Here is a 23499-nt window from a genome sequence, read left to right as displayed (position 1 = left end):
GTTTGCCGGCAGCGGGTGAAAGCACTGTGCTTGTATCGGGATATTAAGTTCGACCAAATGTCGCCAGGCGCTGGCCGGTTGCCCTGGCGGATGCCGTCGGGGGCCAAGTCAGGTAGAATGCGCGCCCGATTTATGGAGACCAACATGACCCTGCTCAAATTCAGCGATGTGTCCCTCGCATTCGGCGCCATGCCGCTGCTGGACAAAGTGTCCTGGCAGATCGCTCGTGGTGAGCGGGTGTGCATCATCGGCCGCAACGGCACCGGCAAATCAAGCATGCTGCGCCTGGTCAAGGGCGAGCAGAAGGGCGACGACGGTGAAGTCTGGCGTGCCCCGGGCCTGAAGATCGGCGAACTGCCGCAGGAACTGCCGGTGGCCGACGAGCGCACAGTGTTCGATGTCGTGGCTGCAGGCCTGGACGGCGTTGGCGAGCTGCTGGCGCAGTTCCATCACCTGAGCATGAATATCCAGAACGACGAAGACCTGGAAAAGCTCATGCACGTCCAGCACGAGCTGGAAGCCCGTGATGGCTGGCGCTTGCAGCAAGTGGTGGAGAGCACCTTGAGCCGCCTGCAGTTGCCGGCCGACAAAACCCTGGCCGAGCTGTCCGGTGGCTGGCGCCGCCGTGTGCTGCTGGCCCAGGCGCTGGTGTCCGAGCCCGACCTGCTGCTGCTCGACGAGCCGACCAACCACCTGGACATCGGTGCCATTGCCTGGCTCGAAGAGGCCCTGCGCAGCTTCAACGGCGCGGTGCTGTTCATCACGCACGACCGGTCCTTCCTGCAGAACCTGGCTACCCGCATCCTTGAACTGGACCGTGGCGGCCTGATTGACTGGAACGGTGACTACGCCAGCTTCCTGGTGCACAAGGAGGCCGCACTGGCCGCCGAAGAAACCGCCAATGCGCTGTTCGACAAGCGCCTGGCCCAGGAAGAAGTGTGGATTCGCCAAGGCATCAAGGCGCGCCGCACCCGTAACGAAGGCCGCGTGCGTGCGCTGAAGGCCTTGCGTGTGGAGCGTGGCGAGCGCCGCGAGCGCCAGGGCAAGGCCAACATCCAGATCGAGTCGGCGGAAAAGTCCGGCAAACAGGTCATGGTGCTGGAAAACGTCAGCTTCCATCACGCCGAAGGGCCGATGCTGGTCAAGGACTTTTCCATGGTCCTGCAGCGTCAGGACCGTATCGGCCTGCTGGGCGCCAACGGTACCGGAAAGACCACCTTGCTCAAGCTGATGCTCGGCGGCCTGGAGCCTACTTCGGGCAAGGTCGAGCGCGGCACCAAGCTGGAGGTGGCCTACTTCGACCAGATGCGCCACCAGCTCGAGCTGGAAAAGACCGTGATCGACAACCTGGCCGAAGGCCGTGACTTCATCGAGATCGACGGCCAGAACCGGCACGTGCTGAGCTACCTGGGCGACTTCCTGTTCAGCCCTCAGCGTGCCCGCACGCCAGTCAAGGCATTGTCGGGTGGCGAACGTGCGCGCCTGCTGCTGGCCAAGCTGTTCAGCAAACCGGCCAACCTGTTGGTGCTCGACGAACCGACCAACGACCTGGACGTGGAAACCCTTGAGCTGCTTGAAGAAGTGCTGGCCAACTACAAAGGCACCGTGCTGATGGTTAGCCACGACCGGGCCTTCCTCGACAACGTCGTCACCAGCACGCTGGTGTTTGAAGGCGAGGGCAAGGTGCGTGAGTACGTGGGCGGCTACGAGGACTGGATTCGCCAGGGCGGCTCGCCGAAACTGCTGGGCGTGACCGAGAGCAAGGGTGGCAAGTCCGAGCTCAACAGCGCAGTGGTCGAGAAAGTCGAGGACAAGCCCGCGCCAGTTGCTGCAGCGGTGGCGGAAGACGCTTCGAAGAAAAAGCTCAGCTACAAGCTGCAGCGTGAGCTGGAGATGCTGCCGGGGCAGATCGACCAGGTCGAGAAGCGCATGGCAGAGGCCCAGGAAGAAGTGAATGCGGCGGGCTTCTACCAGCGGCCGATCGCAGAAACCTCGGCGGTGCTGGCGAAGATCGAGAAACTGCAGGGCGAGCTGGATGCCCTGGTAGAGCGCTGGGCCGAGCTGGAAGGCTGATAGTCGTCAGCCGGAGCTGGCCCTTCGCCGGCAAGCCAGCTCCCACAGGTACACCACAGGTTTCAAGCCGTGTGGTATCCCTGTGGGAGCTGGCTTGCCGGCGATAGGGCCGGGCCAGGTCAAGTCATTCCTTCTTCAGCAACCGCACCGCCAAGACATCGCACGGCGCACCATGCAGCACGTCATTGGCGGTGGAGCCCAGCAGCAATGCCAGGCCATGGCGGCCATGGCTGCCGACCACGATCAGGTCGCACTTCTGGTCCTTGGCCAGCTGGTGGATTTCCTGGCGCGGTTGGCCGTAGGTCAGGTGCGAATCGCCGCGCTGTATGTCCGGGTATTTGTTGAACAGGCGGTCCATGCGCTCCTTGGCCTGGTCGAACTGTTGCTGTTGCAGCTGCGACAGGTCCATGGGCACGTCGCCACCGAATGCCATGGCCATCGGCTCGACGATATGTACCAGCGAAACCTTGGCATTCGAAGGTTTGGCCAGCGCCATGGCGCGCTTGATCACCGGGTCGCATTCTTCGGTCAGGTCGACGGCGACCAACAAATGTTCGTATTGCATGAGCGGTACTCCTGGCAATCGCGATAGAAGAAGTATGGTCGCTTTCGGGCGGGTCTTCCGTGAAAAATGGCTAACCAGCTCATTTGCAACGCTTTATGGGAACTACTGATATGACGGTATTGCTGGTGGTGTCAATCCTTGCGCTGATTCTCAGCCCGCTTTCCTGGTTGCGCAGTTCGCGCAAGCAGAGCGAGCAGATGAAGCTGCGCCTGGAAGCACGGCGCATGGGCCTGGCCATGCAGCTGGCGCCGCAGCAGTGGCCGCACTGGCTGGAAAAGGAGCCGCCAAGCCCTTGCCCGCAGTACCACCGGGCACGCCGCCGCGGGCATGAGGACAGCTTCAGCTTCTGGCAGATCAGCCCGGGTGTGTGGTGGAACCAGTGGCGCGAACCCTGCGAAGACCCTCGCTTCATGGAGGCCTTGGGGCGCTTGCCCGCGAGCGTCTACAAGGTCGAGGCCGATGCGCGGATGATCGCCCTGTATTGGACCGAGCGTGGGGATACGGCTGTATTGCAGGATGTTGCCTACGTCCTTGAAACCTTGTCCTGACATTCCATAACGACAAAGCGGCGGCTTGGCTGAGCCCCTGAAGGGGTGGGGTGCCAAGTCGCCGCTTTGCGTTCTGCTGCGCAGAAAAGGCCAGGCAGGCCGGGTATTCATTCAAGCAAGTGGCAGTGTAGCCGCCAACGCTTGTCGCGCAAGCTGATGGTTGCAACGTGTTCTGCTGCGCGTGGTCAATCGCTGACATGAATGCTCGGCGATCACTGTCATCATGTTTTGTACCAGGACGATACAAAATGACCGGAAAGTCGCGTTTTCGCCGTGCTCGCGAGCATTTGACAACGCCGGTCTTTTCGGAGAATGTGTGCACACCCAAATCAAACGGGCGTATGAATTGAGCGTTTGTATGTCATCTCGCCAAGCCATACTCCCGACTAGCGCGCTGACGGGTGTGCCTGGGGCAGGGCAGCTAGGCCTGCTTCTGCTGCAGCGATCGGCGTGTACTGTTCAGCTTCCATATCGTGGAGATCAGTTGATGATTTACGAAGGTAAAGCCATCACGGTTAAGGCTCTTGAAAGTGGCATCGTCGAGCTCAAGTTCGACCTCAAGGGTGAGTCCGTCAACAAGTTCAACCGCCTGACCCTGAACGAGCTTCGCCAGGCCGTCGATGCCATCCAGGCCGACGCCTCGGTCAAGGGCGTGATCGTCAGCAGTGGCAAGGACGTGTTCATCGTCGGCGCCGACATCACCGAGTTCGTCGACAACTTCAAGCTGCCCGAGGCCGAGCTGGTCGCCGGCAACCTGGAAGCCAACCGTATCTTCAGCGCCTTCGAAGACCTCGAAGTGCCGACCGTCGCCGCCATCAACGGTATCGCTCTGGGCGGTGGCCTGGAAATGTGCCTGGCGGCCGACTACCGGGTCATGTCCAGCAGCGCCAAGATCGGCCTGCCGGAAGTCAAGCTGGGGATCTATCCGGGCTTCGGCGGTACCGTGCGCCTGCCGCGCCTGATCGGTTCGGACAACGCCATCGAGTGGATTGCCGCCGGCAAGGAAAACCGTGCCGAAGACGCGCTGAAAGTGGGTGCCGTCGATGCCGTGGTCGCCCCTGAGCTGCTGATGGCCGGTGCCCTCGACCTGATCAAGCGCGCCATCAGTGGCGAGCTGGACTACAAGGCCAAGCGCCAGCCGAAGCTGGAAAAGCTCAAGCTCAATGCCATCGAGCAGATGATGGCCTTCGAGACCGCCAAGGGCTTCGTCGCCGGCCAGGCTGGCCCGAACTACCCGGCCCCGGTCGAAGCCATCAAAACCATCCAGAAGGCCGCCAACTTTGGCCGTGACAAGGCCCTGGAAGTCGAAGCCGCAGGCTTTGCCAAGCTGGCCAAGACCTCGGTTGCCGAAAGCCTGATCGGCCTGTTCCTGAACGATCAGGAGCTCAAACGCAAAGCCAAGGCCCATGACGAGATCGCCCATGACGTGAGACAGGCCGCCGTGCTGGGCGCTGGCATCATGGGGGGCGGCATCGCCTACCAGTCGGCGGTCAAGGGCACTCCGATCCTGATGAAGGACATCCGCGAGGAAGCCATCCAGCTGGGCCTGAACGAGGCTTCCAAGCTGCTCGGCAACCGCGTCGACAAGGGCCGCCTGACCCCGGCCAAGATGGCCGAGGCGCTCAATGCCATTCGCCCGACCCTGTCCTATGGCGACTTCGCCAATGTCGACATCGTCGTCGAAGCCGTGGTCGAGAACCCCAAGGTCAAGCAGGCCGTGCTGGCTGAAGTGGAAGGTCAGGTGAAGGACGATGCGATCCTTGCCTCCAACACCTCGACCATCTCCATCAACCTGCTGGCCAAGGCGCTCAAGCGTCCGGAAAACTTCGTCGGCATGCACTTCTTCAACCCGGTGCACATGATGCCGCTGGTGGAAGTGATCCGTGGCGAGAAGTCCAGTGAAGTGGCGGTCGCCACCACCGTGGCCTACGCCAAGAAAATGGGCAAGAACCCGATCGTGGTCAACGACTGCCCGGGCTTCCTGGTCAACCGCGTGCTGTTCCCGTACTTCGGCGGTTTTGCCAAGTTGGTCAGTGCCGGTGTCGACTTTGTACGTATCGACAAAGTCATGGAAAAGTTCGGCTGGCCGATGGGCCCGGCGTACCTGATGGACGTGGTCGGCATCGACACCGGCCACCACGGTCGCGACGTGATGGCCGAGGGCTTCCCGGACCGCATGAAGGATGAGCGCCGTTCGGCCGTCGACGCGCTGTACGAGGCCAACCGCCTGGGCCAGAAGAACGGCAAGGGCTTCTATGCCTACGAGACCGACAAGCGCGGCAAGCCGAAGAAGGTCTTCGACGCTACCGTGCTGGACGTGCTCAAGCCGATCGTCTTCGAGCAGCGCGAAGTCACCGACGAAGACATCATCAACTGGATGATGGTGCCGCTTTGCCTGGAAACCGTGCGCTGCCTGGAAGACGGCATCGTGGAGACGGCCGCCGAAGCCGACATGGGCCTGGTCTACGGTATTGGCTTCCCTCCATTCCGCGGTGGTGCGCTGCGTTACATCGACTCGATCGGTGTGGCCGAATTCGTCGCCCTGGCCGATCAATACGCCGACCTGGGGCCGCTGTACCACCCGACCGCCAAGCTGCGTGAAATGGCCAAGAACGGCCAGCGCTTCTTCAACTGAGCGGTCAACGAGCTAGAGCGAGAGATTTGATATGAGCCTGAATCCAAGAGACGTGGTGATTGTCGACTTCGGTCGCACGCCCATGGGCCGCTCCAAGGGTGGCATGCACCGCAATACCCGCGCCGAGGACATGTCGGCCCACCTGATCAGCAAGCTGCTGGAGCGCAACGACAAGGTCGACCCGAAAGAGGTCGAGGACGTGATCTGGGGCTGCGTCAACCAGACCCTGGAGCAGGGCTGGAACATCGCCCGCATGGCCTCGCTGATGACCCAGATCCCGCACACCTCGGCGGCGCAGACCGTCAGCCGCCTGTGCGGCTCGTCGATGAGCGCGCTGCACACCGCTGCCCAGGCGATCATGACCGGTAATGGCGATGTGTTCGTGATCGGTGGCGTGGAGCACATGGGCCACGTCAGCATGATGCATGGCGTCGACCCCAACCCGCACCTGTCCTTGCATGCTGCCAAGGCATCCGGGATGATGGGCCTGACTGCGGAAATGCTCGGCAAGATGCACGGCATCACCCGTGAGCAGCAGGACCTGTTCGGCGTCCGTTCGCACCAGCTGGCCCACAAGGCCACGGTCGAAGGCAAGTTCAAGGACGAGATCATCCCGATGCAGGGCTATGACGAGAACGGCTTCCTGAAGGTGTTCGATTTCGACGAAACCATCCGCCCGGAAACCACCCTCGAAGGCCTGGCGTCGCTGAAGCCGGCGTTCAACCCGAAAGGCGGCACCGTCACTGCCGGTACCTCGTCGCAGATCACCGACGGTGCTTCGTGCATGATCGTCATGTCCGGCCAGCGTGCCATGGACCTCGGGATCCAGCCATTGGCGGTGATCCGCTCGATGGCGGTGGCCGGTGTCGACCCGGCGATCATGGGCTACGGCCCGGTGCCATCCACCCAGAAAGCCCTCAAGCGTGCCGGCCTGACCATGGCCGATATCGACTTCATCGAGCTCAACGAAGCCTTCGCTGCACAGGCCCTGCCAGTGCTGAAAGACTTGAAAGTGCTCGACAAGATGGATGAGAAGGTTAACCTGCACGGCGGCGCCATTGCTTTGGGCCACCCGTTCGGTTGCTCCGGTGCGCGAATTTCCGGCACCCTGCTCAACGTCATGAAGCAGAATGGCGGTTCCCTGGGGGTGGCGACCATGTGCGTCGGCCTCGGCCAAGGTATCACCACTGTCTTCGAACGCGTCTGATCGCGTAGCGGGACAGCAACCGGGGCCTTGTGCCCCGGTTTTGTTTTTTCAGGTTTTAATCAAGAGGGTGGGCAACATGCAGATACAACCAGGCGTTTACCGGCATTACAAAGGGCCTGAGTACCGTGTCTTCAGTGTTGCGCGGCACTCCGAAAACGAAGAGTGGATGGTGTTCTACCAATGCCTGTATGGTGATTACAGCTTCTGGGTGCGCCCCCTTTCGATGTTCCAGGAGTCCGTCGAGGTTGACGGCGAGCAGGTGCCACGCTTTGCTTTGGTCAAGGCCGAAGAAGGGCTGCCTGGGCTGCTGGGCAAGTCGCACGAGTGAACTTCCGCGCTTGACCTCACTCTTTTGCCACTATATATAGCGGTGCCGCGTCTGGCACCTGACGCGTTTTTCATCTTCAGATTCAGGAATACTCCGATCCATGGGCAAATCGCTGGTCATTGTGGAATCCCCGGCCAAGGCCAAGACCATCAACAAGTACCTGGGCAACCAGTACGTGGTGAAGTCGAGTATCGGCCATATCCGAGACCTCCCCACCAGCGGTTCGGCCAGCGCGAGCAAAGAGCCGGCCGCCAAGCGTGGCAAGGCTGCGGGTGAGGCTCCGGCGCTTTCGCCGAAAGAAAAGGCTCGTCGCCAGCTGGTGGCACGCATGGGCGTGGACCCCGATCACGGCTGGAAGGCCAAGTACGAGATCCTGCCCGGCAAGGAAAAGGTGATCGAAGAACTGCGCCGCCTGGCCAAGGATGCCGACACCATCTATCTCGCAACCGACTTGGACCGCGAAGGGGAAGCCATTGCCTGGCACCTGCGCGAAGCCATCGGCGGCGACGACACCCGCTACAAGCGCGTGGTGTTCAACGAAATTACCAAGAAGGCCATCCAGGAGGCGTTCTCGCAGCCTGGCGAGCTGGACATCGACCGGGTCAACGCCCAGCAGGCGCGGCGTTTCCTTGACCGCGTAGTCGGCTACATGGTTTCGCCGTTGCTGTGGTCGAAGATCGCCCGTGGGCTGTCCGCTGGCCGTGTGCAGTCGGTGGCGGTGAAGCTGGTGGTCGAGCGTGAGCGGGAAATCCGCGCGTTCATCCCTGAAGAATACTGGGAAATCCACGCCGACCTCGGCACCGCGAAAGACGCCAAGGTGCGGTTCGAGGTGGCGCGCGAGAAGGGCGAGGCGTTCAAACCGCTGAACGAAGCCCAGGCCATGGCCGCGCTGGCAAAGCTCAAGGCTTCCAGCTACAGCGTGGTCAAGCGCGAAGACCGCCCGACCAGCAGCAAGCCGTCGGCACCGTTCATTACCTCCACCTTGCAGCAGGCAGCCAGTAACCGCCTGGGCTACGGGGTGAAGAAGACCATGATGATGGCCCAGCGCTTGTATGAGGCCGGTTACATCACCTACATGCGTACCGACTCCACCAACCTGTCGGCCGACGCACTGGACATGGCTCGCAGCTACATCGAGCGTGAGTTCGGCAAGCAATACCTGCCGGAAGCGCCGCTGGTCTATGGCAGCAAGGAAGGCGCCCAGGAGGCGCACGAAGCAATTCGTCCTTCCGACGTGAATACCCACCCGACCAAGCTGACTGGCATGGAGCGTGACGCCGAGCGCCTGTACGAGCTGATCTGGCGCCAGTTCCTGGCCTGCCAGATGCCGCCGGCGCAGTACCTGTCCACCAGCGTCACCGTGGCCGCCGGCGACTTCGAGCTGCGTGCCAAGGGCCGTATCCTCAAGTTCGACGGTTATACCCGCGTGCTTCCGCAGCAGAGCAAGCCTGGCGAAGATGACGTGCTGCCAGAAATGGTTCAGGGCGAAGTGCTGAAGCTTATGCAGATCGACCCTAGCCAGCACTTCACCAAGCCGCCGGCGCGCTTCACCGAAGCCAGCCTGGTCAAGGAAATGGAAAAGCGCGGCATTGGCCGTCCCTCGACCTACGCCGCGATCATCTCGACCATTCAGGACCGTGGCTATGTGACCCTGCACAACCGCCGGTTCTACTCCGAGAAAATGGGTGACATCGTCACCGAGCGCCTGTCGGAAAGCTTCTCCAACCTCATGGACTACGGCTTCACCGCCGGCATGGAGGAGAACCTTGACGACGTGGCCCAGGGCGAGCGTGACTGGAAGAACGTGCTCGACGAGTTCTACGGCGACTTCAGCAAGAAGCTGCAGACGGCTGAGTCCAGCGAAAACGGCATGCGTGCCAACCAGCCGACCATGACCAACATTCCGTGCAAGGAGTGTGGCCGGCCGATGATGATCCGCACCGCTTCCACCGGTGTATTCCTCGGTTGCTCCGGTTACAGCCTGCCGCCGAAAGAGCGCTGCAAGGCCACCGTCAACCTGGTGCCGGGCGACGAGATCGCCGCTGATGACGAAGGCGAGTCGGAATCCCGGGTACTGCTGGGCAAGCATCGCTGCCCGATCTGTGCCACAGCGATGGATGCCTACCTGCTGGACGAGAAACATAAACTGCACATCTGCGGTAACAACCCTGATTGTGTCGGCTATGAGATCGAGGAAGGCAGCTATCGCATCAAGGGTTACGAGGGGCCGAGCCTGGAGTGCGACAAGTGCGGCAGCGAGATGCAGTTGAAGACCGGCCGTTTTGGCAAGTTCTTCGGTTGCACCAACCCGGCGTGCAAGAACACCCGCAAGCTGCTCAAGAGTGGCGAGGCGGCGCCACCGAAGATGGACAAGGTGGACATGCCGGAACTCAAGTGCGAAAAGGTCGACGACACTTACGTGTTGCGTGACGGTGCTTCGGGGTTGTTCCTGGCTGCCAGCCAGTTCCCCAAGAACCGCGAGACCCGCGCGCCGCTGGTGCTGGAGATCGTGCCGCACAAGCATGAGATCGATCCGAAGTATCACTTCCTGTGCGATGCGCCGCAGAAAGACCCCGACGGCCGCCCGACGGTGATCCGCTACAGCCGCAAGACCAAGGAGCAGTATGTGCAGTCCGAGGTCGATGGCAAACCGACCGGGTGGAAGGCGTTTTACGACGGTAAAGCGTGGAAGGTTGAAGACAAGCGCTGATCTGACGGCGTTGTAATTGGGGCCGCTTCGCGCCCCATCGCCGGCAAGCCAGCTCCCACAGGTACAGCGCAGGTCTCGGGCCTGATGCAAACTCTGTGGGGCTGGCTTGCCGGGGGTGGGGCGCAAAGCGGCCCCAATCATTTAAGCCGGCTCTAACAGGTACAGCGCAGGTCTCGGGCCTGATGCCCTCACTGTGGGAGCTGGCTTGCCGGGGGTGGGGCGCAAAGCGGCCCCAATCATTTATGATGCGTGTATTCGCCTTGCAGCCCTATGGGAGGGCATAGAAATGGCCCAGGAACTCTACACCCGCACCAACCAGAAACTGTTCTTCGCTGGCCTGGCCCTGGAGTCCATGGCCAAGGCCGAGCAAAGCCAGGCCATGAACGCCCAGGGCCTGGTCCAGGCCGAGCGCGAGTCGGCGCTGTTCCACCTGAACGGCGCGTTGTTGGGGCTGTGCCATGAAATCGGTGGTTACTACCGCCTGCCGGTGGCCGCAACGGTCGAGCAAGCGCTGGCTGACGACGCGTTGAATGGCATCGCCATCCCTGAAGTGGCCGAACTGCTGGAACTGGCCCGTCAGCGCGAAACCTGGCTGGCGCAAATGCTCGGTGCTTATGCCGATTTGTTCCGACCACCGGTCGCCAGGAAGGCACCGAAAACCGACGTCACCCAGCCACTGATCCAGGCCGTAAATCTCGATGAGCGCGAACACCCCGCCCTATCACGTGCCGAGCTGGAAAGCTGGCGCAACAACCTCAAAGGCTTGGTGAGACGATTCCGCGACGCGTTGAGTGAGTGCTGACAGGCGCTGCGGCTGGTACAATATTCGCCTTTCGCGGAGAACTGCCATTTATGTCTACGTCTTTTCTGGAAATTGTCGAGTTGCCTGATGGCCGCATCGAACTGCGTCGCGCTGAGGATGAGGGCTCCCTGGTAACCCTGGATTTCTCTGAAGACGCCAAGGTATTCCTGCAGGGTCAGCACGTGGAAGTGGCCAAGGCCATGCTCAGTGTCGGTGTGCAGATGGCCGGTCGCCTGATGGATGGCGAGCTTGAGCGTGATGAAGGCCCACGTGTGCTGCATTGATCATGCAGCTCGGTATCAGGCTTTTCGAAATAACAGGCAAAGCCTGAACATCAGCCGAGGCGGATGTTCAGGCTTTGTGCGTTTCCGGCGCTGGCAGCGCGCAGCAATTGCTGGCGTGCAGTCGCGTTGACGCTGCCTAACCAGCTGACGACGGTGTGGCTGCGGCCCAGGCGCAAGGCTTCGCAGGCCAGTTGCAGCGGGCTCTGATTGCCGCGAGGTTGCAGCAGCAGAATGCGTTCACGGTTGAGTCCGGCATCGCGCAGCCAGGCCTGGGTCAGGCTCGACGGCGGGGCGATCAGGGTTAGCCAGCGGGCCTGGTCTTCTTCGCTCAGCTCGCGCAGCACGGGTGCCAGCAGGCTGTGGCAGTGGCCGGGGGCGCCGCGCAGTGTCAATTCGCTGAACAGCTCGGGCTGAATGTTCTTGCGTGCCAGCTCGCTGGCTTTCAGGCCGGGTAGCACGGGCTGTGCGAGAAATGCTTCGAACAGTGGCAACTGGGCCTGTTCGGGTGCGTGAATGAACTGCTGCATGACGCCTCCTGGATCAGCGGCGTATGACGCCGACGCTCAAGCCCTCGATCACCAGTTCCTGCTCTTTCAGGTCAACTTCGATGGGGGCGAATTCGGGGTTTTCGGCAAGCAGCCAGACTTTGCTGCCTTCACGCTTGAAGCGCTTGACGGTAACTTCGTCGCCGATACGGGCCACGACGATCTGGCCGTTGCGGGCTTCGCGGCAGGTGTGTACCGCCAGCAGGTCGCCGTCGAAGATGCCGACGTCCTTCATGCTCATGCCGTGGACGCGCAGCAAATAGTCGGCCTGGGGGTGGAAGAAGGCGGGGTTGATATTGCAGGATTGCTCGATGTGCTGCTCGGCAAGGATCGGCGCACCGGCCGCAACCCGGCCAATGATTGGCAGGCCGCTTTCTTCGGCCTTGGCTTCGAAGCCCGGGATACGGATGCCACGGGAAGCGCCCGGGGTCATCTCGATTGCACCCTTGCGGGCCAAGGCCTTGAGGTGTTCCTCGGCGGCGTTGGGCGACTTGAAGCCCAGCTTCTGAGCGATCTCGGCGCGGGTAGGCGGAAAGCCGTTGTCTTCCAGGCAGCGCTTGATGAACGCGAGAATTTCGGCTTGGCGTGGCGTCAGTTTCAACATGGTGAGCGCTCTGTCTTTTTGTACAGTGACTGGGATTATATACAGTACTGGATGCGCTGCAAGCCAAAAGGCGTAATAAACAGCGGGCATGGCACTTGCGGCCTGGCGCCTGGCGATTTTAAATGGCGACCGCCCGGTCACCGAACCTTGACAGAAGCAGGGCTGAAACGTATGTTTCAAACACCTGTTTGTCTGGCGGAGTAGTCGGAGTAGTCATGGCCCAATCGGAAACCGTTGAACGCATTCTCGATGCTGCCGAGCAGCTGTTCGCGGAAAGGGGGTTCGCCGAGACCTCGCTGCGGCTGATCACCAGCAAGGCCGGGGTCAACCTGGCGGCGGTCAACTATCACTTCGGCTCCAAGAAGGCGCTGATCCAGGCGGTATTCTCGCGCTTCCTCGGCCCGTTCTGCGCCAGCCTCGAGCGTGAGCTGGAACGCCGCCAGGCCAAGCCCGAGCAAAAGCCGACCCTTGAAGACCTGCTGGAAATGCTGGTCGATCAGGCGCTGGTCGTGCAGCCACGCAGCAACAATGACCTGTCCATCTTCATGCGCCTGTTGGGGTTGGCCTTCAGCCAGAGCCAGGGCCACCTGCGGCGCTACCTCGAAGACATGTACGGCAAGGTGTTTCGCCGCTACATGCTGCTGGTCAACGAGGCCGCGCCACGGATTCCGCCGCTGGAACTGTTCTGGCGTGTGCACTTCATGCTCGGGGCCGCCGCTTTCAGCATGTCCGGTATCAAGGCATTGCGGGCGATTGCGGAGACCGATTTCGGCATCAATACCTCGATCGAACAGGTGATGCGCCTGATGGTGCCGTTCCTGGCTGCCGGCATGCGCGCCGAGAGCGGCGTGACCGACCAGGCCATGGCAGCTGCGCAGTTGCGCCCCCGCAGCAAAAGCAGCGCCAGCACCGTCAAGGCTTGAAGGCTGGGCGGGGCAGGGCGCTTCGGCTAAGCTAGCGCCGCTTCTCTTGAGTCTTCAATGAAGGATTACCCATGACCGTCAGCCTGCAAGGCTCCCTGATGGTGGATGTCGCCGGTAAATGGCTGACCGCCGAGGACCGCCACCTGCTGCGCCAGCCCGAAGTGGCCGGACTGATCATCTTTGCCCGCAACATCGACAGCCCGCGCCAGGTACGCGAACTGTGTGCGTCGATCCGTGCCATCCGCCCTGAGCTGATCCTGGCCGTGGACCAGGAAGGTGGTCGCGTGCAGCGCCTGCGCCAGGGCTTTGTGCGGCTGCCGGCCATGCGTGCACTGGCCGACAACGCCAACGCCGAGTACCTCGCCGAGCAATGCGGCTGGTTGATGGCAACCGAGGTCCTGGCGGTTGGCCTGGACCTCAGCTTTGCCCCGGTGCTGGACCTTGACCATCAGCGCAGTGCGGTGGTCGGCAGCCGCGCTTTCGAGGGTGACCCGCAGCGCGCCACGCAACTGGCCGGTGCATTCATTCGCGGCATGAACGCCGCCGGCATGGCTGCGTGTGGCAAGCACTTCCCAGGGCACGGCTGGGCCGAGGCCGATTCGCATGTCGCCATCCCGACCGATGAACGCAGCCTCGCGCAGCTGCGCCAGGCTGACCTGGTGCCATTCGCCCGTCTGAGTGGGCAGCTGGCAGCGGTGATGCCGGCGCACGTCATTTATCCGCAGGTCGATAACCAGCCGGCAGGTTTCTCGCGGCGTTGGCTGCAGGACATCCTGCGCGGTGAGCTGGGCTTTGACGGGGTGATCTTCAGCGATGACCTGTCGATGGCGGGTGCCCATGTGGTTGGCGATGCGGCCAGCCGTATCGAAGCGGCGTTGAGCGCGGGTTGTGACATGGGCCTGGTCTGCAATGACCGGGCGGCAGCAGAGCTGGCGCTGAGTGCGGCTCAGCGCATGAAGGTCAAGCCGTCGCCGCGGATTGCGCGGATGCGCGGGCAGGGCTTTGCGCGCACCGATTATCGCCAGCAGCCGCGATGGCTGGAGGCGTTGGGGGCGTTGAAGGAAGCGCAGCTGGTCGATTGACCTTCCCGGCCTCATCGCCGGCAAGCCAGCTCCCACAGGTGTGGCAGCGCATTCGAGGTTGATGCAGGCTTGTACCAGCCTCTTCGCGGGTTCAGCCGCGAAGAGGCTGGTACAGGCAACTGAAGACTCAGGCTCTACCGCCCGCGCTTCCCAGGCAGCGGCGCAAACAGTGCCTCGATTTCCTCATCCCCCATCCGCCACTGCCCGGCCTGCCCGCCATCCAGCAGGCTGGCCGCCAGTGCAGCTTTCTCCTGCTGCAACGCCTGGATCTTCTCTTCCACCGTCCCCCGGGTGATCAGCTTGAACACGAACACCGGCTTGTCCTGGCCGATGCGGTAGGCGCGGTCGGTGGCCTGGTTTTCGCTGGCCGGGTTCCACCACGGGTCGTAGTGGATCACCGTGTCCGCAGCTGTCAGGTTCAAGCCCACGCCGCCTGCCTTGAGGCTGATCAGAAACACTTCGCTGTCGCCCTGCTGGAACTGCTGCACCGGTGTGCGCCGGTCGCGGGTATCGCCGGTCAGCAGGCTGTAGCGAATGTCGCGTTTCTCCAGCTCTTGCTGGATCAGCGCGAGCATGGAGGTGAACTGCGAGAACAGCAGAACCCGGCGGCCTTCGCTGAGCAGCTCCTCGAGCATTTCCAGCAACGCGCCCAGCTTGCCCTTGTCGGCCTGGTTGCCTTTGCTTTCCACGCCCTTGACCAGGCGCAGGTCGCAACACACCTGGCGCAGCTTGAGCAGCGCATCGAGGATCACGATCTGGCTGCGCGCAGCGCCATTGCGGGCGATCTCGTCGCGGACTTTCTTGTCCATCGCCACCCGCACCGCTTCGTAGGTGTCGCGTTGGGCATCGCTGAGCTCGACCCAGTGCACCATCTCGGTCTTGGCGGGCAGTTCGGTGGCCACCTGTTCCTTGGTGCGACGCAGCAGGAACGGGCGGATGCGCATGACCAGGTGGGCCAGGCGCTCGGCATCGCCATGGCGTTCGATCGGGTTGCGGTAATCCTGGTTGAAGCGCTTCAGGTCGCCAAGCCAGCCGGGCATCAGGAAGTGGAAGATCGACCACAGCTCGCCGAGGTTGTTTTCCATCGGCGTGCCGGTCAGGCACAGGCGCTGGCTAGCCTGCAGTTCGCAGACGGCGAGGGCGGCCTTGCTGGTACTGCTCTTGATGTTCTGCGCTTCGTCGAGCACCAGCACATGCCACGGCTGTGCGCGAAGCTGCTCGAGGTCGCGCGGCACCAGGGCGTAGGTGGTCAGCACCAGGTCGTATTCGTGCAGGTTGGCGAAGTGCTTGCTGCGCCCCGGCCCGTGCAACGCCAGCACCCGCAAGCCGGGTGCGAAGCGTTGGGCTTCGTCGAGCCAGTTCGGTATCAGGCTGGTGGGCATGACTGCCAGGGCCGGTGCGCTCAGGCGCCCGGACTCCTTTTCCAGCAGCAGGTGGGCCAAGGCCTGCAAGGTCTTGCCCAGGCCCATGTCGTCACCGAGGATGCCGCCGGTGTCCATCTCCCGCAGCGCCTGAAGCCAGTTCAGGCCCTGCTGCTGGTAGGGGCGCAAACTGGCGTGAAGCCCGGTGGGTGGCGCCATCTGAAGGTCGCGGGCATCGCGCAGGCGGCGGCCCAGGTCGCGCACGTGCTCGCCCCCTTCCCAGCGCAGGGCCAGGCCGTCGATTTCGTTCAGGCGCGCGGCGTCGGCACGCTCCATGCGCAGCGACGGGCCTGGGGTGTGTTCGTGCAGGTAGAGCTCACCCAGCGTGGCCATCACGGCCTTGACCCGGCCGTAGGGCAGGGCAACACGCAGGGCCGGGGTGTCGACGCGGCCGCGGTTGAGGTCGAGCAGCAGGTGTTCGTCGTCGCTGCGTCGGGCCAGTTCGCTGGGGCGCAGCAGTTCCGGGCTGCTGCGCAGCAGTTGCAGCACGATCGGCAGCAGGCTGTGGCGCTGGCCATCGACCACGATGCCGAGTTCCAGGTCGAACCATTCATGGCCGGGCGCTTCGTCGATGGTGGCGTACCAGTCGTCCACCTCCTGCAAGTTGAAAGCGAAGTCGCGGTGGATGTCGATGGCCCAGCCCGCGTCGCGCAGGCGTGGCAGGCCTTCGCGGGCAAAGTGCAGCCACGCTTCGTCGTCGGCTAGCTGGTACATTTCGCCGGCGCTGTCGGGCAGAGCCTTGCTCTGCCGGGTGGCGGCCTTGAAACCGAAATCGCGCAGCAGCTTGCGCAGCGCCTGCTCGGCCTGGGGCTGGCGGCGGATGCGCTGGCTGGTACTGCCCGCCAGGCGGGTCAGCGGCTTGTCGTCGCTGCCGCTGGCGTGCAGGCCGTCGTAGTTGAACGCCAATGCGGCCCGATGTTGCATTTGCCGCTGCATGCGACCGGTTTTCGGCATGTAGGCGGTGTATTCGAGGCTGCCGAGGGCCAGCAGGGGCGTCGGCGGGATATCGTCCAGCAACTGTTCCTGCACTTGCGTCGGGGTTGGCACGTTGTGGCTAAGGGCATTGAGCTTGTGGCTGAGCGGTACTACCAAGTGCTCGGGTACATCGGGCGCAATGGTCAGCTGCACGGCAACGTGCGGATCAAGGCTGTGCTCGACCTTGCCTACCTCTTTTGTCATGACATCGAAATAGTAGAGCGGCAACAGGGGGATGACGCAGCGCAGCATGTCCTCGCCGTTGTACCAGAGGCCTCGGTAGTTTCCGTTGTTCTGGCGCACCCAGCGAAACTCGCCACGGCGCACGGGGCCTTCATGCAGCAGCTCACGTGTGGGGTCGAAGAACATGCGCCCGGTTTCAAGGGCGCGCTGGAACAACTCGCCACCTTCATGGCCCTTCAGCTTGTAGCCGCGATCCTGGCCGCCGCCCTGATTCAGGGCCGAGAGCAGGCGCAGAATGCGGGTGTCTTCTTCCGTCACGAAGCGCGGGGGCTCATAGAGAAAGTCGTAGAGCGACTGCACGCGGCTGAAGCGGATGCCTTCTTCGGTCCGCGTGCCCTTGCGCACCTGCAAGGCGCAGCCGGCATCATCGGCCAGCTGCAGCTCATAGCAAACCATGCGCCCGCGTTTGTCCTCGGTCGAGGCGGCTTTGGGCGGGGCCTGCTCCAGGCCGTTCAGCCAGTGTTGCAGTTCGGCAGGCAAGCTGGCCTGGCTGACTGGCGTGGTTGCACTGCCGTGGGAGTGAGGGGTGATGGAGAACAGTGCAGCCGCACAATGCTTGCAATTCTTTCTTACCGGGCAATCGCACTCGCCGTGCACATGGCAGCGGCCACCCGCCACGCGCAGTTCGATGGTTTGCCGGTAGTGGTTGTCGCCGCTGCCCTGGCAATTGGCGACCACTGTCGGCCCATAAATGCCCTCCAGTTCGACCCTGCCTTCCTCGGCATAGCGTTCTCCTCGCTGCAGGGCCGCCGCGCTGAACGATTGAGTCCAGTTCGGATAGGCGTTCGCCAGCTCGGCGGCGTCGTGTTTCATGGCTTTACTGCTCCATCATCTCCGGGTCCATCACCGGCATTTTCGGTGTGCCCGGCGCCGTGACCTTCAGCAGCACCGCCAGGTGGCCACCGTCGAGGAAGGTCAGCTGGCCGCCTTTGACGTTACTGTTGCTCTGCTTGAACTGCTCGCTTTGCAGCACGTTGCCGTTGCCGTCCAGCTGGTTGACCCAGAAGTTGGCCTCGACGGCGATGAAGCGGCCCTCGGCGATGCTCAGGTTGCCTTCGATGGGGAAGTGGCCGAACTGCTCGGCGCCTTCACCCAGGGCGATACGGCTGGGTTCGCTGCCCACCTGCTGTTGCCAGGCCTTGTGCATCAGCACGGTGTAGTCGGCGGTGGCTTCCAGGCGGGTGGCTTCATCTTCCAGCGCCAGGCGGCGTTCGGCGTCCTTTTCCAGGCGCGGAGCACCGGCGCTCCAGTCTTCCGGGGCGAACTGGCTGGTGATGGCGGGCACACTGTTCTGCCGCACCAGGAGCATTTCTACCTGATACAAGCCTTCGGCGAAGGCGGCTGGCGCAAACAGCACCAGCAGCAGGGTCAGGCAACGGATGGCACGCATGAATCTTCCTTAGGCAGGCTGTGGGGTCAGGCGCTCGAACAGCGCCTCCAGGGTATTGAAGCGCTCGTCGGGGCGTTCCATCGGGACCAGGAAGCGGAACTGGGTAGCGCCTTCGAACTTGTAGCGTTTGGGCTGGCTCTGGATCAGCTTGATCAGGGTCAGCGGGTCGACCGGCGTTTCGGCCTCGAACTCGAGCTTGCCGCCATTGGGGCCGGCGTCGACTTTCTTGATGCCGAGCTTTTCCGCGTGCAGCTTCAGCGAGGTCAGGCGCATCAGGTTCTTGGTCGGCTCGGGCAGCAGGCCGAAGCGGTCGATCATTTCCACCTGCAGGTCTTTCAGGCCTTCTTCGTCGGCTGCCGAGGCAATGCGCTTGTACAGGATCAGCCGCGCGTGCACGTCGGGCAGGTAGTTCTCGGGGATCAGTGCCGGCAGCCGCAGGTTGACTTCCGGGCCGCCGCCCAGCGGCTGCTCCAGGTTCGGCTGAGTGCCCTTGCGGATCGCCTTGACCGCGCGCTCGAGCATTTCCATGTACAGGGTGAAGCCCACGGCCTGGATCTGCCCGCTCTGGCCTTCGCCCAGCAACTCGCCGGCGCCACGGATTTCCAGGTCGTTGGTGGCCAGCACAAAGCCGGCGCCCAGGTCCTGGGTATTGGCGATCGCCTCCAGGCGCTTTTCTGCATCGCCGGTGACTTTCTGTCGGGTGGGCGTGAGCAGGTAGGCGTAGGCCTGGTGGTGACTGCGGCCAACCCGGCCGCGCAGCTGGTGCAGCTGGGCCAGGCCGAACTTGTCGGCGCGCTCGATGACGATGGTGTTGGCGCTGGGCACGTCGATGCCGGTTTCGATGATGGTCGAGGCCACCAGCACGTTGAAGCGCTTGTGATAGAAGTCGCTCATCACCTGTTCCAGCTCGCGCTCGCGCATCTGCCCGTGGCCGATGCCGATACGCGCCTCGGGCACCAGCTCGGCGAGGTCGGCGGCGCATTTCTCGATGGTTTTCACATCGTTGTGCAGGTAGTACACCTGGCCGCCGCGCAGCAGTTCACGCAGCAGCGCCTCTTTGACCGTGCTCTTGTTCTGCTCCATGACGAAGGTGCGCACCGACAGCCGGCGCGCCGGCGGCGTGGCGATGATCGACAGGTCGCGCATGCCGGCCACGGCCATGTTCAATGTGCGCGGGATCGGCGTGGCGGTCAGGGTGAGGATGTCGACCTCGCTGCGCAGGGCCTTGAGCTGCTCTTTCTGGCGCACGCCAAAACGGTGCTCTTCGTCGATGATGGCCAGGCCCAGGTCCTTGAAGCGCACATCGTCCTGCAGCAGCTTGTGGGTGCCGATGAGGATGTCGATCTTGCCTTCGGCCAGGTCGGCGGCAGCGGCGGCGACTTCCTTGGCCGACTTGAAGCGGCTCATCACTTCCACGGTCACCGGCCAGTCGGCGAAGCGGTCGCGGAAGCTGTTGTAGTGCTGCTGGGCGAGCAAGGTGGTGGGCACCAGTACGGCGACCTGGCGGCCGCTGTGCACGGCGATGAACGCAGCACGCATGGCCACTTCGGTCTTGCCGAAGCCCACGTCGCCGCACACCAGGCGGTCCATCGGCTTGGGCGCCAGCATGTCGGCGCGCACGGCTTCGATGGCAGCCTGCTGGTCCGGGGTTTCCTCGAACGGGAAGCCGGCGCTGAAGGTGGCGTAGTCGGCGGACGGGTCGGCAAACGCATAGCCCTTGCGCGCGGCGCGGCGGGCATAGATGTCGAGCAGCTCGGCGGCCACGTCGCGCACCTGTTCGGCGGCTTTGCGCTTGGCCTTCTGCCAGGCTTCCGAGCCCAGCCGGTGCAACGGTGCCAGGGCGTCGTCGCTGCCGGTGTAGCGGGCGATCAGGTGCAGGTTGGCCACCGGCACGTACAGCTTGGCGTTCTCGGCGTATTCCAGGGTCAGGAACTCGGCAGCCTGGCCGTCGATTTCCAGCGTTGCCAGGCCCAGGTAGCGGCCCACGCCATGGTCGATATGCACTACCGGTGCGCCTTCCCGCAGTTCGGTCAGGTTCTTGATGACCGCATCATTGGCGGTTTCGCCGCGCTTGTCGCGGCGCCGACGCTGCATCACCCGCTGGCCGAACAGGGGGCTCTCGGCCACCAGGGCGATGGCCGGGTCATCCAGCACCAGACCGTCGTCCAGCGGGGCGATGGTGATCGCCAGGCGCTCGCTGCCGGTGATGAAGTCGGTCCAGCCTTCGACCGTGTGCGGCCGCAACTTCAGCCGCTCCAGCAGTTCCAGCAGCACTTCACGGCGGCCCGCCGACTCGGCAGTGAACAGCACGCGGCCGGGGAACTGGTCGAGGAAATGGGCCAGTTCGGCCAGCGGCTGATTGGCCTTGGCCTCGATCGCCAGGTTGGGCAGGGCGCGCGCGGGGAAGCGTTCGCGGCCCGCGCCAGGGTCGAGGTCTTCGCTGCTGACCACCACCCGTGGCCATTGCTTGAGCCGGGCGAAGCAGTCTTCCACGGGCAGGAACAGCTCGGCTGGCGGCAGCAGTGGCCGGCTCAGGTCGCCGCGGCGGTCTTCATAACGCCCGCGCACGTCGTTCCAGAAGTGTTCGGCGGCCTGCTCGACGCCGGGCAGCGAGAACACCTGGGTGTCGGCCGGCAGGTAGTCGAACAGGGTCGAGGTTTCTTCGAAGAACAGCGGCAGGTAGTACTCGATGCCGGCGGGGATGATGCCGCTGGCCAGGTCCTGGAAGATCGCGCTGCGGCGGAAGTCGACGTCGAAGCGTTCGCGAAAGCGCGCCTTGAAGCGGGTCACTTCCTCTTTCTGCATCGGGAACTCGCGTGCCGGCAGCAGGCGGATCGAGTCGACCTTGTCGATCGAGCGCTGGGTCTCGGGGTCGAAGGTGCGCAGCGTCTCGATTTCGTCATCGAACAGGTCGATGCGGTAGGGCAGCTTGCTGCCCATCGGGAACAGGTCGATCAGCGCGCCGCGCACGGCGAATTCACCATGCTCATAGACAGTATCGACGCAACGATAGCCACTGGCCTCCAGGCGCGTGCGCATCTGCTCCACGTCGATGGTCTGGCCCACGTCCAGCACCAGGCTGCTGCCCAGCAGGAACCGGGTGGGCGCCAGGCGGTGCAGGGCGGTGGTGACCGGCACTACCAGGATGCCGTGGGTCAGTTCCGGCAGGCGGTACAGGCTGGCGATGCGCTGGGAAATGATGTCCTGGTGCGGCGAGAACAGGTCGTAGGGCAGGGTTTCCCAATCGGGAAACGGCAGCACCGGCAGGTCTGGCGCGAAGAAGCGCAGCTCCTGTTCCAGGCGGTCGGCGGCCTGGCTGTCGGCGGTCAGCAGCAAGGTGAAGCGGCCAGCACTGCTGGCGGCCTCGGCAATGGCCAGGCTGAGGGCGGCACCGGGCAGGTTGCCCCAGGTTTGTTTGCCGGCCGTGGCCGACAGTTTCGGTAGGCGCAGAACTGACACGGGAGATTGCACTCCAAGCGTTGCGGCAAAGACACCGATTGTACCGGTGACGGTGCCGGCTGTCAGGCTCGAAAGGGCATGAACGCTGGCTTGCGTGACCGCGACAGGCGCTCATTGCCGGTTCCGCGTTGGGGCGTCATAATGTAGCCCCTTTTTTCTGTCCCTACATGTGGAAGGTTCCCGTGACTCAGAAGCCCGACCAGTGTCTTGGTGAGTGGATCGATCGTGAAGCCCTGGCTGAAGCGATGATCCCGCTTATCGGTCAGCTCTACCGCAACAACAATGTGGTGAGCTCGATTTATGGCCGCAGCCTGATCAACCGTTCGGTTATCTCGATCCTCAAGGCGCATCGCTTTGCGCGTCACCGTCAAACCGATGAAACCGAACTGTCCGTCCACGAGACATTCCCCCTGCTCAAGGCCATGAGCGAGCTGAAACTGGGCGCCGCTTCGGTCGACCTGGGCAAGCTGGCCAACAAGTTCAAGCAGGAAGGCAATGGCCGCACTGCCGAGCAGTTCGTCCGTGAAGAGCTGGCCGAAGTGGTTGGCCAGCAGAACGCCTCGGCGCGCAAAGGCACCGACGTCGTGCTGTACGGCTTTGGCCGTATCGGCCGCCTGCTGGCGCGCATCCTGATCGAGAAGACCGGTGGTGGCGACGGCCTGCGCCTGCGCGCCATCGTCGTGCGCAAAGGCGCCGAAAACGACCTGGTCAAGCGTGCCAGCCTGCTGCGTCGTGACTCGGTGCACGGCCCGTTCGATGGCACCATCACCATCGACGAAGCCAACAACACCATCACCGCCAACGGTAACCTGATCCAGGTTATCTACGCCAAGAACCCGAGCGAAGTCGACTACACCCAGTACGGCATCGACAACGCGCTGATCGTTGACAACACCGGCGTATGGCGTGATGCCGACGGCCTGGGCCAGCACCTGGCCTGCCCGGGCGCTGCCCGCGTGATCCTCACCGCACCTGGCAAGGGCGCGCTGAAGAACATCGTGCACGGCATCAACCACGGCGATATCGCTGCCGATGACAAGATCATCTCGGCCGCCTCCTGCACCACCAACGCCATTGTGCCGGTGCTCAAGGCTGTCAACGACAAGTACGGCATCGTCAACGGCCACGTCGAAACCGTTCACTCGTTCACCAACGACCAGAACCTGATCGACAACTTCCACAAGGGCAGCCGCCGTGGTCGTGCCGCGCCGCTGAACATGGTAATCACCGAAACCGGCGCCGCCACCGCTGCTGCCAAGGCACTCCCAGTGCTGAAAGGCAAGCTGACCGGCAACGCCATTCGCGTGCCGACGCCGAACGTGTCGATGGCCATCCTGAACCTGAACCTGGAAAAGGCCACCAACCGCGAGGAAATCAACGAGTACCTGCGCCAGACCGCCATGCACTCGGAACTGCACAAGCAGATCGACTACGTGGCCTCGCAGGAAGTGGTTTCGACCGACTTCGTCGGTTCGCGCCACGCCGGTGTGGTGGACGCCGAGGCGACCATCGCCAACGATAACCGCGTTGTCCTGTACGTGTGGTACGACAACGAATTCGGTTACAGCTGCCAGGTGGTTCGCGTGATGGAAGACATGGCCGGTGTGAACCCGCCAGCGTTTCCACGCTGATACGCTTGTAAGGCAATGAAAAAACGGGAACCTTCGGGTTCCCGTTTTTTATGCCTGATGAACTGATCGGGCAT

Annotated in this window: 17 protein-coding genes; 11 read left to right on the top strand and 6 right to left on the bottom strand. The window is 63.1% G+C overall.

The window, feature by feature from the left end; all coding sequences use genetic code 11:
* The first annotated feature begins 144 nt into the window (after window positions 1-144).
* The gene (locus tag AC5O5R_RS19065) at window positions 145-2073 is read left to right on the top strand and encodes an ATP-binding cassette domain-containing protein (RefSeq protein ID WP_172285874.1); all 1929 of its coding nucleotides are present in this window, start codon (window positions 145-147) and stop codon (window positions 2071-2073) included.
* Between the two features lie 124 nt (window positions 2074-2197).
* Here AC5O5R_RS19065 and AC5O5R_RS19060 read toward each other — a convergent pair whose 3' ends face one another.
* Window positions 2198-2638, bottom strand: a complete 441-nt coding sequence (locus tag AC5O5R_RS19060) for a universal stress protein (RefSeq protein ID WP_172225638.1) — start codon at window positions 2636-2638, stop codon at window positions 2198-2200.
* A gap of 110 nt (window positions 2639-2748) precedes the next feature.
* Here AC5O5R_RS19060 and AC5O5R_RS19055 point away from each other — a divergent pair, with 110 nt between their 5' ends.
* The 7 genes from AC5O5R_RS19055 to AC5O5R_RS19025 all read left to right on the top strand — a co-directional run bounded on the left by AC5O5R_RS19055 (window position 2749) and on the right by AC5O5R_RS19025 (window position 11152).
* Window positions 2749-3186, top strand: a complete 438-nt coding sequence (locus tag AC5O5R_RS19055) for a hypothetical protein (protein WP_172225636.1) — start codon at window positions 2749-2751, stop codon at window positions 3184-3186.
* A gap of 487 nt (window positions 3187-3673) precedes the next feature.
* Window positions 3674-5821, top strand: a complete 2148-nt coding sequence (gene fadB, locus AC5O5R_RS19050; protein WP_172225634.1) for a fatty acid oxidation complex subunit alpha FadB — start codon at window positions 3674-3676, stop codon at window positions 5819-5821.
* Window positions 5822-5852: 31 nt separating this feature from the next.
* Complete coding sequence (fadA, locus tag AC5O5R_RS19045; protein WP_172225632.1) at window positions 5853-7028, top strand: acetyl-CoA C-acyltransferase FadA; 1176 nt, start codon at window positions 5853-5855, stop codon at window positions 7026-7028.
* 76 nt (window positions 7029-7104) lie between these two features.
* Complete coding sequence (locus AC5O5R_RS19040; RefSeq protein ID WP_172225629.1) at window positions 7105-7356, top strand: DUF1653 domain-containing protein; 252 nt, start codon at window positions 7105-7107, stop codon at window positions 7354-7356.
* A 100-nt stretch (window positions 7357-7456) separates the two neighbouring features.
* Window positions 7457-10066 carry a type I DNA topoisomerase gene (gene topA / locus AC5O5R_RS19035; protein ID WP_172225626.1) on the top strand — a complete coding sequence of 870 codons (2610 nt, stop codon included), beginning with the start codon at window positions 7457-7459 and terminating at the stop codon, window positions 10064-10066.
* A 286-nt stretch (window positions 10067-10352) separates the two neighbouring features.
* Window positions 10353-10868, top strand: a complete 516-nt coding sequence (locus AC5O5R_RS19030) for a DUF6586 family protein (RefSeq protein ID WP_172225623.1) — start codon at window positions 10353-10355, stop codon at window positions 10866-10868.
* A 50-nt stretch (window positions 10869-10918) separates the two neighbouring features.
* Entirely contained in the window at window positions 10919-11152 is a 234-nt protein-coding gene (locus tag AC5O5R_RS19025) for a hypothetical protein (RefSeq protein ID WP_003248777.1), read from the top strand.
* 50 nt (window positions 11153-11202) lie between these two features.
* Here AC5O5R_RS19025 and sulA read toward each other — a convergent pair whose 3' ends face one another.
* Window positions 11203-11679: an SOS-induced cell division inhibitor SulA gene (sulA, locus tag AC5O5R_RS19020; protein WP_172225620.1), complete on the bottom strand. Its 477-nt coding sequence runs from the start codon at window positions 11677-11679 to the stop codon at window positions 11203-11205.
* Between the two features lie 13 nt (window positions 11680-11692).
* The gene (gene lexA, locus AC5O5R_RS19015) at window positions 11693-12301 is read right to left on the bottom strand and encodes a transcriptional repressor LexA (RefSeq protein ID WP_172225617.1); all 609 of its coding nucleotides are present in this window, start codon (window positions 12299-12301) and stop codon (window positions 11693-11695) included.
* Window positions 12302-12516: 215 nt separating this feature from the next.
* On the opposite strand from lexA, the gene AC5O5R_RS19010 reads away from it, so the two are divergent.
* Window positions 12517-13224: a TetR/AcrR family transcriptional regulator gene (locus AC5O5R_RS19010; RefSeq protein ID WP_172225614.1), complete on the top strand. Its 708-nt coding sequence runs from the start codon at window positions 12517-12519 to the stop codon at window positions 13222-13224.
* Between the two features lie 83 nt (window positions 13225-13307).
* Window positions 13308-14306, top strand: coding sequence for a beta-N-acetylhexosaminidase (gene nagZ / locus AC5O5R_RS19005; protein ID WP_172225642.1), 999 nt, complete (start codon window positions 13308-13310; stop codon window positions 14304-14306).
* A gap of 134 nt (window positions 14307-14440) precedes the next feature.
* On the opposite strand, the gene AC5O5R_RS19000 is transcribed toward nagZ, so the two are convergent.
* The 3 genes from AC5O5R_RS19000 to mfd are packed head-to-tail and all read right to left on the bottom strand — an operon-like array spanning window position 14441 to window position 21794.
* Window positions 14441-17758: a DEAD/DEAH box helicase gene (locus AC5O5R_RS19000; protein WP_172225611.1), complete on the bottom strand. Its 3318-nt coding sequence runs from the start codon at window positions 17756-17758 to the stop codon at window positions 14441-14443.
* Between the two features lie 4 nt (window positions 17759-17762).
* Window positions 17763-18335, bottom strand: a complete 573-nt coding sequence (locus AC5O5R_RS18995) for a peptidoglycan binding protein CsiV (protein WP_172285878.1) — start codon at window positions 18333-18335, stop codon at window positions 17763-17765.
* A gap of 9 nt (window positions 18336-18344) precedes the next feature.
* Window positions 18345-21794, bottom strand: a complete 3450-nt coding sequence (gene mfd, locus AC5O5R_RS18990) for a transcription-repair coupling factor (RefSeq protein WP_172218534.1) — start codon at window positions 21792-21794, stop codon at window positions 18345-18347.
* A 167-nt stretch (window positions 21795-21961) separates the two neighbouring features.
* Between mfd and AC5O5R_RS18985 the strand changes: the two genes are divergently transcribed.
* Window positions 21962-23425: a glyceraldehyde-3-phosphate dehydrogenase gene (locus AC5O5R_RS18985; protein ID WP_172218532.1), complete on the top strand. Its 1464-nt coding sequence runs from the start codon at window positions 21962-21964 to the stop codon at window positions 23423-23425.
* Window positions 23426-23499: the final 74 nt, after the last annotated feature.

The sequence above is a fragment of the Pseudomonas sp. 8_5_2 genome, assembly GCF_059295255.1.
This window is presented reverse-complemented; position numbering and strand designations above follow the sequence as displayed.